This window comes from Rhabdobacter roseus, assembly GCF_014202275.1.
Taxonomy (GTDB): Bacteria; Bacteroidota; Bacteroidia; order Cytophagales; family Spirosomataceae; genus Rhabdobacter; species Rhabdobacter roseus.
In genome coordinates this window covers 428,494-441,013 of sequence record NZ_JACHGF010000003.1, presented here as the reverse complement: position 1 = coordinate 441,013, position 12,520 = coordinate 428,494, and the positions used below count along the sequence as shown (strand labels likewise).

11 protein-coding genes are annotated in these 12,520 nt (G+C 41.7%); 1 reads left to right on the top strand and 10 read right to left on the bottom strand.

Going from position 1 to position 12,520, the window contains the following annotated elements; genetic code table 11:
- Positions 1 to 67 precede the first annotated feature (67 nt).
- On the bottom strand, positions 68 to 766 hold the full coding sequence (locus tag HNQ92_RS11690) for a 3-keto-disaccharide hydrolase (RefSeq protein ID WP_184174203.1): 699 nt from the start codon (positions 764 to 766) through the stop codon (positions 68 to 70).
- A gap of 237 nt (positions 767 to 1,003) precedes the next feature.
- On the opposite strand from HNQ92_RS11690, the gene HNQ92_RS11685 reads away from it, so the two are divergent.
- Positions 1,004 to 1,393 carry an HIT family protein gene (locus HNQ92_RS11685; RefSeq protein WP_184174202.1) on the top strand — a complete coding sequence of 130 codons (390 nt, stop codon included), beginning with the start codon at positions 1,004 to 1,006 and terminating at the stop codon, positions 1,391 to 1,393.
- A gap of 38 nt (positions 1,394 to 1,431) precedes the next feature.
- Here the strand turns inward: HNQ92_RS11685 and HNQ92_RS11680 are convergent, their stop codons facing one another.
- From HNQ92_RS11680 to HNQ92_RS11640, 9 genes are all read right to left on the bottom strand, one after another.
- A complete protein-coding gene (locus HNQ92_RS11680) occupies positions 1,432 to 2,931 on the bottom strand; it encodes a capsule assembly Wzi family protein (RefSeq protein WP_184174201.1) in 1,500 nt (499 codons plus the stop codon).
- 65 nt (positions 2,932 to 2,996) lie between these two features.
- Complete coding sequence (locus tag HNQ92_RS11675; protein ID WP_184174200.1) at positions 2,997 to 4,484, bottom strand: capsule assembly Wzi family protein; 1,488 nt, start codon at positions 4,482 to 4,484, stop codon at positions 2,997 to 2,999.
- 74 nt (positions 4,485 to 4,558) lie between these two features.
- On the bottom strand, positions 4,559 to 5,941 hold the full coding sequence (locus tag HNQ92_RS11670) for a sugar transferase (RefSeq protein ID WP_184174199.1): 1,383 nt from the start codon (positions 5,939 to 5,941) through the stop codon (positions 4,559 to 4,561).
- 232 nt (positions 5,942 to 6,173) lie between these two features.
- Positions 6,174 to 7,409, bottom strand: a complete 1,236-nt coding sequence (locus HNQ92_RS11665) for a WcaI family glycosyltransferase (RefSeq protein ID WP_184174198.1) — start codon at positions 7,407 to 7,409, stop codon at positions 6,174 to 6,176.
- A 73-nt stretch (positions 7,410 to 7,482) separates the two neighbouring features.
- A complete protein-coding gene (locus tag HNQ92_RS11660; RefSeq protein ID WP_184174197.1) occupies positions 7,483 to 8,238 on the bottom strand; it encodes an FkbM family methyltransferase in 756 nt (251 codons plus the stop codon).
- A 13-nt stretch (positions 8,239 to 8,251) separates the two neighbouring features.
- A complete protein-coding gene (locus tag HNQ92_RS11655; protein ID WP_184174196.1) occupies positions 8,252 to 9,448 on the bottom strand; it encodes a glycosyltransferase in 1,197 nt (398 codons plus the stop codon).
- Positions 9,449 to 9,453: 5 nt separating this feature from the next.
- Entirely contained in the window at positions 9,454 to 10,569 is a 1,116-nt protein-coding gene (locus HNQ92_RS11650; protein ID WP_184174195.1) for a hypothetical protein, read from the bottom strand.
- A 175-nt stretch (positions 10,570 to 10,744) separates the two neighbouring features.
- Entirely contained in the window at positions 10,745 to 11,284 is a 540-nt protein-coding gene (locus tag HNQ92_RS11645; RefSeq protein ID WP_184174194.1) for an acyltransferase, read from the bottom strand.
- Between the two features lie 51 nt (positions 11,285 to 11,335).
- Positions 11,336 to 12,514 carry a glycosyltransferase gene (locus tag HNQ92_RS11640; protein WP_184174193.1) on the bottom strand — a complete coding sequence of 393 codons (1,179 nt, stop codon included), beginning with the start codon at positions 12,512 to 12,514 and terminating at the stop codon, positions 11,336 to 11,338.
- Positions 12,515 to 12,520 lie beyond the last annotated feature (6 nt).

Below are 12,520 nucleotides of genomic sequence, written 5' to 3'. Positions count from 1 at the left end.
GCGGCTCGCGAGGGGTACTTTATCAGTAAACTAGAAACTATCCTCTGCCCCAAGCCCTCTGCTAAAATTATAGCTCGCGGATGCGGATGTTGCGGAACCACACTTTGTCGCCGTGGTCTTGCAGGGCAATGTGGCCTTTGTCGAAGGCCGCGAAGCCATCCCAGCCTTTGAATTTACTCTTGGCCACCATGGCGTCCCATTCGGGGCCTTTGGTGGGGAAGTCAACCACCTTCTTGCCATTGAGCCAGCTTTCGCCTTTTCCTTTCTTGATCACCAGCCGCATTTTGTTCCACTGTCCGGCGGGTTTTACCACGGTGAGGTCGTTGGGCGGCAGCAGGTCATAGAGCGAGCCGGCCTTGTGGTTTCCGTCGGCACCCTTGAAGGAATCCGGGTGCTTGGCGTCGTCGAGGACCTGAATCTCCGGTCCGGTAGAGTAGGGGCAGCAGTACTTTTGGCCTTCCTGCACGTGGTACATCACGCCGCTGTTGCCGCCCTCGCTGATCTTCCATTCCAGTTCCAGCTCAAAATCACCGTACTGGCCTTCGGTCAGCAGGTCGCCACCGCCCTTTTCGGCCAGGACCATCGCGCCGTCTTCCACCTTCCATTTGGTGATCTCGCCGCCCTTCCATTTCTTCCAGCCGTTCAACGTTTTGCCGTCAAAGAGCTTCACCCATTTGCCTTTTTTATTGATTTCCGAATCGGGCTGTACAAAAGCGGCCAACGCCAGGGTGAGCAGCAGAGCTACGCTCCAGGTAATTGATTTCATAGGTTTTGGTTAAAACAAGTTTGGTACTAGTGAATACTTCATAAAGCAGCGAAGGTACTATACTTCACCATACGAAGGAAGAAAAGATTTATTTTATGAGAGGGGAGAAGCGGAAATGAATACCAGAGCAGTACCGGGTAGACGGGCTGCGAAAAGGGGTACTTTGCTTTCCGATTATAGCGGGCCTGCGTACCTTTGGGGCGTCAGCATTTTTTACTTTAATCCACCTTTTCACGCATGGCTTCCCTATTCTCCAAGATTGTAGCGGGCGAGATCCCCGCCCATAAAATTGCCGAGACCGACCAGTACCTGGCTTTTCTGGACGTATTTCCCGTCGCGCCGGGCCACACGCTGGTAATCCCCAAGCAGGAAATCGACTACCTCTTTGACATGGACGAAGCACTGTACACCGGTCTGATGCAGTTTGCGCGGCAGCTGGCCCCGGCTCTTCAGCGGGCCGTGCCCTGCCAGCGGATCGGCGTCAGCGTCATTGGCCTGGAAGTACCCCACGCCCACGTGCATCTGATTCCGCTCAACAGCATGGCCGACATGGATTTTTCAAAGAAACTCAAGCTCTCTGCGGACGAACTGGCCGATACCGCCGCTCGCATCCGGGCTGAGCTTTAAGTAGGATTTCCCGCGTAAAGTACTTGCCGGGGGGTACTTTACTGTCCCAGCAGCCCGTCTTTGCGCAGCCCCAGCCGTACCCCATAAGAGACCGGATACAAATCGCCGACGTCGGCGGCCAGGGAGCCGAATACCGTCGCGCCGCCACCCAGCCAGTTGACTTTGGATTGCAGGTTCAGGATGCCGGAGAATTGATATACCTCAGGAGGGTCAAAAGCTAGATCATATGTACCTCCGTTGCTGGAATAGGAAAGCTTGGTACTCCATTCTATTTTTTGTAGCAAAGTACCCCTCACCCCCAAATGAAATACCCACACGCGGTTATTGCTCGTAAAGGCATCGCCGTAGTTGGGCCAGCGCCAGCGGGTATCGGAAGTAGGAGGGATAAAGGGGGTACCAATGCCACGGTCAAGGTACGACCAGCCGTCGCGCACCTGAGCGTTATTGAAGTAGTTGTCCCGTCCGCGTTTTTTATCCTTAGTAATAATAAAGTCGGCACCACCCTGGCTTTTGGTGTAGAGGCCTTCAAAGACAATTTCCCGGATTGAAAAGGCTGCTCCAAAATTATTCTTACGCCTGATTCGAAGGCCATTCAGGCCATCAGCGATATTGGTTAAGTAATAAAGAGATCCGTCTTCATACAAGCTTTGACGGTACAAAAACCAGTTGGCATCATAGCCATCTATTTCAATGGCTAAGTCCACCGAACCCAGGTGGTTACCCACCCGGTTTTCCTGGTCGAAGTCACTGGCGGTGCTATCCAGCCGCCCTCTGGATAGTGCAGCTGTAATCACGCGAACGTAGTTATTCAATCCTTTTGGCATTTGCTCATTTCCGTCGGTTAGGTAGGGCGATCTGCCCCCCCATTGTACCTGATGGTTTAATCCTCCGTATAGTTTCAGCTTCCCGGTGGGCTTACCTAAGCGTATGTAGAGGGCTTTTTGATGAAGCTTAAGTTCGCTGGTAACCGGCCTGTTGTTTTCAAACCAGCCGTCGGCGTAGAAGCCTTTGAAAGCCACCCATTGACGGGTAAAAGGTACGGGGGTGAAGCGAGTTACGCCAACTTGAACACGCGGGAGGGGCAGAGCGTTGCCCGACCATGAATAGGAGCCCGTACTTAACGTCGAGTCAGCAAGTCCTACCCACTGTTTTCGGCGCCCTACATACAGTTCCCAAGGGCCATACTGCACCGAGCCGTACGCCTGGGGGAGCAATAGATGAGAATTAGGGTTAAGATTCCCTACTACTTCTAAGCCACCTCCGGCCGTCCAGCTGTGCTTAGAGGACGCATTTCCGGAAATCCGCCATTGTTGTTCCCATCCTACCCGAGCCTGTAGAGTCGAGCCCTGTTTCGGAACTATTCCAAACTGGTTGGTATGAAGCCAGAAGGGTACCCAGGAATCGGTAGCCAGGAAGGTAGAGAGCTCGGCCCAGGAACGCAGGCTATCAGGATGGGGTGAATGGGATTCAGGCTGAGCCTTTACGAAGGGCGTTTCAGAAAATAAAAGGAAACACAGCAAGATAACACATTTATTCATTAATGGGGTAGTTCAGAATATCTCTTACCAGATGCTTAGAATGACTCAGCCAAATGTAAGATTAATCATTTATTTGTAAACCATCCAGATTTTTTAATTCCCAATTGAATAGCGGTTGACGGCCTGTACAGACTGCCAACGTCAGAGGCTAAGCTGATATTTCCTTCTAAAGATCCTAATCGGGAAGTATTAAACGGAAAAGTGAGACGTAGCAACGACGAAAATTGGTTGGTTTGGGGTGGGAAAGGTCTACCGTAGGTACCCAGATTCTGTGAATAAGACAATTTTAGCACGTAGCTTATCCAGGAGATTCCCCCCGAAATACCCAGGTGCCACAGCCTAACGCGGGTATTATTGGAGAAATTCAAGGTACCTGAGTCGGGAAGCCCGTCCTGAGTCTGGGACGTAGGGGGAATAAAAGGGGTACCTATGGTATTGCCTTTGTATACCCAGCCGTAGTACTGGGCGTGATTGAAGTAGTTGTCCTGCCCCCGTGGGCCACCGTCCAGAGAAAAACTGGATCCGCCCTGGCTGACGGTGTGGAGGTATTCCAGCAAAATATTTTTTACAAAGAAACCCGGCTTTTCCGCCTGGGAAGTCCAGGCCAGGCCGTGAAGGCCATCTACAATGTTGGCCAGGTAAAAGAGCGAGCCGTCGTCATACACGCTTTGCCTATACAAGCGGAGGGTACCCTGGCGGAGCCGAATATCCATGCCTATATCCAGCGAGCCAAGGTGGTTGCCAATCCGGTTTCCGCGGTCAATGGCATCGTACTTGTCGGGATCTACAAAGCCAAAGGTAGGAATACGCTTACCAGTGATCACATACCAATAGTCGATCCAGTCCTGAGGTAGTTCGTCACGTACCGTGTACTGGTTTCGGATCAGTACTTTGCCGCCCCACTGCACGTTATGGTTCCCCCCTCCGTATAGCCTTACGGGCCAGGTTGGTTTCCCTATCCGAACATAGAGCGTTTTTTGGTGTAGGTAATGATTCTTTACCACCGGGTTGGCATCAAACCAGCCGTGGGCCAGAAAGCCTTTAAACGAAATCAGCCCTTTAAAGAGAGGCACGTATTCTGGAAAGCCGATCTGAACTCGGGGCATTGGTACCGCATTGCCCGATTCGATGTAGGAGCCACTGGTTAGCGTAGAATCGCCCACCCATCCCACTAGTTGCCTTTGACGCCCCCCCCAAAGCTCTATCTTCCAGGCCTGCATTTTTACGTAGGCTTCCGGTACAACCAGTTGCTGTCGTTGGCCCAGCAATGCATTGGCATCGACGCCGTACCCCCAGCTCCCGAATTTGGTGGGGTAGTTTGCCTGGATTTTTCCACCCAGAAGGGCGGCAGGGGAATGGAGCGGCACGACGCCAAACTGATTGGTGCGTAGCCAGAAAGGGGTTTGGGAAGTAGTAGCCAGCACGGTTCCTGCGGAAACAGAATACAGTAGCTCCGGCAACGCAGCGCTGTCCGATCTGATTTCCTGAGCTTGGCCCTTTTGGAAGAAAAGTAGAAATATACAGCCAGCCCTGAAAAAAAGAAATCGGGTCATGTAATGAATGGTCGTTGAATGGTAGCTTGGCTATGGCAGCCTGACTCCCCTGGCCCGGCTATGCCAGCCGATAGCTATCTTCCTTTTCCTTGCACCATAACCCGGACCGTCTGGGCAATCAGCCAGAGGTCTGTCTGAAGGCTGGGGTTCTCCAGGTAGGCCAAGTCATACTGTAAGCGTTTTACGGAGGTAGTAGGATTATCGGCATAGCCCACCTCGATTTGCCCGATGGACGTAATTCCCGGCCGCACGGTCAAAATTTTGCGGAAGTCGTTCGGGGCCGCCAGCATGAGCATATCGACATCGTACCGTACCAATGGGCGCGGACCTACAATGGACATATCACCCCGAATAACATTATAGAACTGCGGGATTTCATCCAAACGGGTTTTGCGTAAAAAACGGCCGATCGGCGTAATACGAGGATCATCGTCGCCCTGCGAATGCTGCTGGGCTAGTTTATCGGCGTTGTTGTACATGCTCCTAAACTTATAAATCCGAAAAGGCTTTCCCCACCGCCCCGAGCGTTCCTGCACAAAAAGTACCGGGCCCGAAGAAGTAACCTTAACCAAAAAAGCAATGAACAGGAAAATGGGGAATCCAATTAGAAGCGTCAGTGAGGAAAAGGTTACGTCAAAAATTCGTTTGGCTACCTCCTGCTGAACGTTCGAAAAAGGCTTGGTAGAAAGTTGAATAACGGGCAGGTAATCGTGGTATTCAATGGAAGCCTTGTTGGTCAAGAATCCCCGGAAATCCATCACCAGCTTTACCTGAACGTGATTTCGCTCCGATAGCTCAATGATGGATTTTAATCTTTTGTTTTCTATGTAAGGTTGGCAGCAGTATACAAAGTCAATATGATTCTGCTGAATAAAAGATTCTAGCTGTTCGTAGCTACCTCGCGTTCCTACTGCTAGCGAATTGCCCTCACGCTCGCCAAAGTACCCGCAAAATTCGTATCCCAATTCGGGGTGATTTTCATAAAAGGCCGTTACCGACTGCGATAAATCCCCGTAGCCGACCACAATAAACTTACGGGTATTATACCCTCTGGCCCGGTACAGTTTCAGGAAGACCAACGCTCCGAACCGCCAAATGATACCCAGCAAGTAAAAGAAGCAGTAGGCCATCAGGAGCTGCCCGCGCGAATAGTAGTACCCCTGCACCATAACCCAGAACAAAGCGATGATACTGGCGTGCAAGAAGGTGATTTCGGTAAGCTTGGTAAGTAGATTATCTGCGTTAAACGTAACCCGAGAGTAGCGGTAGGGCTTAAGGATCAGCAATAAAAACAGCCATACCAAGTTGAAAACCAGCGCCAGTGTTACGTACTCATGAGCCGGTACTTCGGGGGTCCTGAATCGAATGAGGTAGGCAAGAAAGAAAGCAATATTCAGCAGTAAGGAGTCAACCAAAAGCTGAAAAGGCAGGAATAGTTCTGAGTAACGATACCGCATCCTTATAGCTAGTTGAATTATTTAAAAGATGAGCTAATTCTGTAACGTTGGCACAAGATAAAGTAAAAAGCCTACATAGTTGTTTGAAACTGACCTTAATTTAATTCAAAATTTACTAAAAGGTCAATAACGGCACTCCCTGGGTCAAGAACTTCTTCATACTCAAAAAAGTAACTTTATTATTCCATTAAAGGCTACATAGGTGTGAAGTACAATCTCTTAAGTTAAAGTTTCAAGTTAATGTAGCCAAAAGAGACTTCTCAAAATTTTCTAATATTTCATTTTTGTCGAGCTTTTTTTGAGCGTAGGTTAGTGCGTTTCTTTTTCGCGTTTCCTGGGTTTCGGACAAGGCCGTTTTAATGGCATTGCTGAGCGCTTCCCCATTCTCCGGCTCCACGACCAGAGCCAGGGCGTGGTCGTGGATGGTGCGGTAAAGCGTCGTACCTTCTTCGGCAGCTACAATCGCCAGCCCACCGGCGGCTAGAATCCCCGTTAATTTCGAAGGGAGTACCAGATCGGCCGCGGCCCGCTTCTGAGGTACCAGGTGAACGTCCCCCAGGGCCAGCAGCTCGGCCAGCCGCTCGTAAGGCAGCAGCGTCTTGAAGTACACATTGGTAAGACCTTCCTTTTGGGTCGCTTCTAGGAGGGCCCGTTTGGCTACTCCTTCACCACACAGTATAAACTTCCAATTGCTATGCATTTGAAGCCGGGCCGCCGCCTCCAAAACAACCTCCAGTCCTTGCTTTTCACCCATATTTCCCGAATACAGAATCACTCGATCTTCGGCTTCCAGCCCCCATTCTCTTCGGAGCATTTCTGTTTCGTGACGCGCTAAAGGTTTGATAAAACTTGTATCCACCCAGTTTTCCAACATTAGGTAGCGCTCTTCGGCCACTCCTTTATAAAACAGCTGCTCTTTCATCCCCTCGCTAATACTCGCTACCCTATAGGCTTTTCTTAGCAAAAATCGCTCCGCTTTTTTTAACAGAGCGATCAAAAATGTATTTTTCAACAGCCCCAACTGAATGGCGGCGTCTAGCTGTAAATCCTGAAAATGATACACGAAACGCGTGCGTCGCAAACAACTGTACAGGTAGGGGTACCAGCCAATAAACAGGGAAGGACAAACGGCCATCACTACGTCATAGCGGGGCCTAAAAAAGAGACGTACCCAAAGAAAAGCCGAAAAAAAGATAAAGGAAAGGTCGCTGAGTATTCTGGTTTTGCCCGTAATATTTTTAGGTACATACATGGGGCAGCGGTACACGGTGAGGTTTCCATCTCGTTCCGTACGCCATCGCTGGCCTTGGTAGTCGGGATGAACCCTCCATTCAGGATAGTAAGGATTCGTAGTGATGACATCCACCTTATGCCCACGGCGCGCCAGCCAGACTGCTAACTCCCCGTTGTACTTCCCAATGCCGGTCTTCTCAGGAGAAAAATTATAGCTGTAAAGTAAAAAGCGCACACGTTTTCAATTTTATTTGTAGAGCTCATTTCCAGGGAAAATAGCTAAGTCATTTGGAAGTGCCTGAGCAGGCTTATGAAATAAGCTCTTTTTTATACAGCATATCCATCTGCACAATTTGTTCTTTATCCGTTTGGAGGGAACCCACCGGTCCCACCAGCCTGAAACCCAGTCCCCTTACGAAGTCGTGCATTTCCTCAAATAGTGGCTCTCCTTCGTACATACTCACAAAGGAAGCTTCAAAAAGTAAATAATCTACACGCTTGATGAATTCCGAAGCACCCTTAAGGACTTCTTTTTCATAACCCTGTACATCCAGCTTGAGAAGAATGGGGCCGTCCAGACTCATGTTCCATTCTTGTACTACATCATCCAGGCGTTTGATAGGTACCTTGATCAGGGTCGTTTCAGCCGTTATTGGAATCTCATTTTTTTGAAAATCAGAAACCGGTAAGGCCGAACTGGCGTGAGAGTGAGCATTCTGGTAAAAATTGATTTCTCCATTGGTGCTGCCTAAGCCATACTGAAAAGCTTGTATTTGAGGGATTTTTCGAATATTCTTTTCCAGACGAGTAAAAGTTTCAGGAACGGGCTCAAAAGAAAAGACCCGGGCATTAGGAAAGAAACGAGTAGCCGCAAAAGCAAATTGACCTTTATTGGCACCTACGTCAACAATCGTTGAAAATGAAGATGATAATGCAAATAGCTTGTGGGTTATAAGAAAGGATGAAACAGAAGCTAGTGAATTTGATAAATAGAATATCCCGCCGGTTGGATTGAATAAGATCTTAGTTAAATTAAATAAACGGATTATAGAATTAAAATTCATAATTAAATATATATTATTCAATATTAGAAGAAATTTCTTTATAAAGATTTGAAATAGAGATTTCCCAGGAGATATTTTTGGAGAAATCTATTAAAGTATTTAAGATTTTACTTTTAGAATTCTTGTATTTAATATTATTTATATGGCGAACCCATTCATTAGGTAAATTAGAGTTTAAACAATAGGGAGGGAGAGGTTCATCAAGTGCTTGTATAGTTTCTGTACTTAAATAAGGGATTCCATTTGAAATACTCTTTGTTTGCTTTAATTTTGCACCGGTAGAGTATTGAAAGGGGAGAATAGAAAAGTCAGAGGCTTGTAATAATCTATTTAACTCTTCATCACTAACATTAGGATATAAGTGCCAATCAAAAGTTTGGCATAGAGAAATAATTTTATTATTTGGGTTGCTACCAACAATGGTAATTTTTAATTTTTTTCCAAATTCACTTTGTAAAGTCGGAAAAAAACGCTTGCTAAACCATAATAATGCATCAAGATTCATTTTTACATTTAGTGAACCAATAAAAATAAGTTTTACAATTTGATCACTATTGTCAGTGGTGCTACATAATTGCTCTTGCTCAGTTCCAATTCTAATTAAATGGCTTGTATGTGAAGGAAAGTAAGATAAATAGCTATTTCTATCAGTTGTTGAAACATGTAATAAAGTAAATTTATTTATATTGGATGTAAGGAATTTAATAATCCATTGCCAAGATAACTTTGAAATTCTTTTTAATAAGAAATTATTAGTTGAAGAATAAATATCTCTGAACCACTTAACTTCGTCGTTGTGTGTAATTATATAAAGTTTATCTTTATTTAAATTAAGATTATGATTTAATACGATCTCAGCGGTGATTATATAACTGATGAAAATAAAATCATAATCATAATTATTTAGGATGTTTTTTAACTCTTTAGTAAAATTAATGGTAATAAATTTTTCTTTTAAATAATGGCTTTTAAAAAATAAAGTCCTTATAGATGCATAATGCCTACTTCTGATAGAATTATTAAATAGATTAATAAGCTTTTTTTGCTTTTCGGTAAAGCGGTAAACTTCTTTTTCTGAAATTAAATCAACACATTCAACATTAGCACTTATGTGTACAGATAGCTTATCAATAAGTATATCTGCCCCATTTCTACAAGGGTATCTAAGATGTGGAGCTATAATTAGTATTTTATTTCTTTTTGAATCCATTAAAATTACTTTCTAAAACAAGCTAAAATAATAAAAGTAAAGCACCAGTAACGAGGCGTTTCAAACGTACCAAGGGTCTGGCTTAATAAGAACCAAAGAAAAAAAAACAAAACTACATCGCTTTTTGAATTTGATTTAATATATCTATGTAAAATATAAAGAAATAACATTGCGCCAATAATACCTAAGTACGCAAATATTCTAGCAAAAGCGTTTGCACCTTCAGTAAAGTCCAAATTTACATCATTTGATGTAACTCCTTGACCATAGATTAAGCTTATAAATTTCTCTCTGCCTCCAAACCCTATACCGAATAATGGATAATTTTTAAAAATAAATGGAATTAAAATAAAATATGGAAAATAAATTCTTGCATATACACTTGTACCCTCAGATGCAATTTCGTTAAATATCCTATTTATAATTTTTGCGTATATATCATAAAAAAATGGAATCTGGAATAGGATTAGTAATAGTATTGGTAGAAAAAATAATATTAAAGATAAGTGTAAGATTTTACCTTTGGTATTTCTAACCCAAATGCCTAGCCAACTTACTAAAGAAAAAAAACCAATTGGGCTTCCAGATAAAGTTATAAATATGAGGCAAGCGAAAAGGATATATAATAATGTGCGCTTATTGTCTTCTAGAAGAGAAAGAGAAGTAGAAAAAACATAAAAACCAACAGCAACTAGTGAGGGTTCAGATGTGAATAGAATTGGTCTTATAAAACCAGAAATATTTAAATCTCTAAAGTCATAATTAGAATTATTTCCATACCTAGTACCAGAGTAAACAAAATACTTATAAGCCAAAGTTAATGGCCTGATGATCCCAATCCTTTCGAGAGTACAACCAATTAAAATGCTAAAAAGTGAAATCCATAATATTTTTTTTAATTTAGGCTTGGGAATGAGCTCTATATACTTTTTTACACAGATGCCCATTAATATTGCTACTAAGAATTGTATGGCTTTAAAAAGAGAACTTATAGGCCCATAAAGATAAATTTTATTAATTATTAGAGAAAAAGATATTAATAACGCAAATGAAATAAAAAGTATAATATCGTCTAATTCAAAAGTATTCTTTATAAATATAAATATTAAAGGAAGAATCAAAAGTGTTGTAAAACTGGGAATCCATTTTCCATTGGGTAAAATCAGGGGGACGTCAGAGTAAATGCTAAAAAAGATAATAAATATTAGAATATAGCTACTTGAAGTTGGACTTAATTTCAAATACAACTTTTTTTTGCTTTTATTATAAAGTAACGTCTCTAGCATCTCATAATTATTATGTAAACCATAAGTTATTGTTTAAATTATATTTAAGGCTATTACTTCGATAGCCTATAATTTTGCCAGGCACACCTCCCATAATGCACATACTTGGAACATCCTTAGTAACTACACAATTAGAAGCGATAATAGCGCCTTTACCTATACGTACTCCTGGTAATATAGTAACACGCGTTGACACCCAAACATAATCCTCAATGATTATATTACCTCCTTTTACAGAATGAAGGTCATCGTTTGGATCATGTTCTAACGTCCACATATTCACTTCTTGAGAAATATCGACGTTATCTCCAATAATTATTTCCCCGCCACGACTATCCATTAAAACCCTATAATTAATTACACAATTTTCACCAAGTGATATTCGTCTATTTTTTCCTTTAAAATACACCCCCATTGAAATATAGCAATTTTTTCCAATAAATTTAAAGAGGAAAGACTTTAGTATGAAATGTCTAATAAAATGAAACGGGATATACATCAAATAAAAATTTAACATATATCTTGCAAAACCTGAAAAAACAATTTTCATAAAATTCCAAATCTATAATGTAATAAATCCCATTATATTCTCAATATGAATTTAATCATTTAATATTTGATCAGTAAATTTTTTTATAGTGTGATCATTCACATATGTTTCCCTTCCTAGCTTATTGATACTTAGATTATTATTAAATAAAAGTGATAATTTGATAATTATATCATTATAATCGTTTGGATCAGCGCTATAACCTAATCCATATTTTTTAACTATATCTGCTGTTAATCCTGTACTTGAAACTAAAACTGGTTTATTATAGTAAGCTGCATGACCTAATACACTACTTGAATAATAAAATTTTTTATAGGGCATAAGTACAACATCTATTTGTTCAAAGATAGTTTTAATTTCATTTTCGTCAATATACCTATCATCAATTACTATTTGAGTATTTTCAATTGCATTAAAATTGCCCTTAATGGCGCTTAAAATTTTACTTTTATATTTACTTGAATTCCATTTACCAACAATTAGTAATGTAAAAGTTGGATTAGACTTTATTAATTCGAAATATGTTCTTAAAATGGTTTCAAGGTTCTTGATTTTAGATATAACACCAAATACTAGAAGGATTTTCTGTTCCTGACTTATGCTATATCTGTTTTTTAAATCATAGTATAATTGATTTTTAGGGATATAAATGGGGTCAGGAAGATAGGTAAATTTAGAGCAATGATTTAAAATGTTGAGTTCATTAGCAGATTCAACATCGTTTAAAACCCAAATCCTTTTAATTACATCATTTCTTAACATCCAATTAAAAATTAGATGTTTTTTAATATAATAAAAATTACTAAGGACTTTGCCAAAATACTTACTTCGCCGGAGGTATGGTTTGAAATATATTCCTTTAACTTCTACATTTCTTAACCAATATTTTAATCCTAATGCAATTTGATAATAATCTAAAACTAAAAATATTACAGTATTAATACCAAATTTATGAGTAAAATGGTTGATGTACTTTATCTCGTAAAACGTTTTTAATAATAAACTACGGTTAATTAATTTAGAATCGCTTTTATTTATATAACTTATATTTATATTGTTAATTCCATCAATAGTACTTAGTTTGGGATACATGTCTTTATTTAATAAAAGATAATACTGAATATTTTCATTAGTATTATCTTTTGCAGAATTTATTAAATGGTTTATGTACTCCCAATGATGTCCTACGTCATTTGATGAATCGAAAATTAGTACTTTTTTAATCATTTTTGA

Excerpts from the sequence above, each read along its gene's own strand:
- HNQ92_RS11690 (WP_184174203.1), bottom strand. The coding sequence starts at position 766 with ATGAAATCAATTACCTGGAGCGTAGCTCTGCTGCTCACCCTGGCGTTG.
- HNQ92_RS11685 (WP_184174202.1), top strand. The coding sequence starts at position 1,004 with ATGGCTTCCCTATTCTCCAAGATTGTAGCGGGCGAGATCCCCGCCCAT.
- HNQ92_RS11680 (WP_184174201.1), bottom strand. The coding sequence starts at position 2,931 with ATGAATAAATGTGTTATCTTGCTGTGTTTCCTTTTATTTTCTGAAACG.
- HNQ92_RS11675 (WP_184174200.1), bottom strand. The coding sequence starts at position 4,484 with ATGACCCGATTTCTTTTTTTCAGGGCTGGCTGTATATTTCTACTTTTC.
- HNQ92_RS11670 (WP_184174199.1), bottom strand. The coding sequence starts at position 5,941 with ATGCGGTATCGTTACTCAGAACTATTCCTGCCTTTTCAGCTTTTGGTT.
- HNQ92_RS11660 (WP_184174197.1), bottom strand. The coding sequence starts at position 8,238 with ATGAATTTTAATTCTATAATCCGTTTATTTAATTTAACTAAGATCTTA.
- HNQ92_RS11655 (WP_184174196.1), bottom strand. The coding sequence starts at position 9,448 with ATGGATTCAAAAAGAAATAAAATACTAATTATAGCTCCACATCTTAGA.
- HNQ92_RS11645 (WP_184174194.1), bottom strand. The coding sequence starts at position 11,284 with ATGAAAATTGTTTTTTCAGGTTTTGCAAGATATATGTTAAATTTTTAT.
- HNQ92_RS11640 (WP_184174193.1), bottom strand. The coding sequence starts at position 12,514 with ATGATTAAAAAAGTACTAATTTTCGATTCATCAAATGACGTAGGACAT.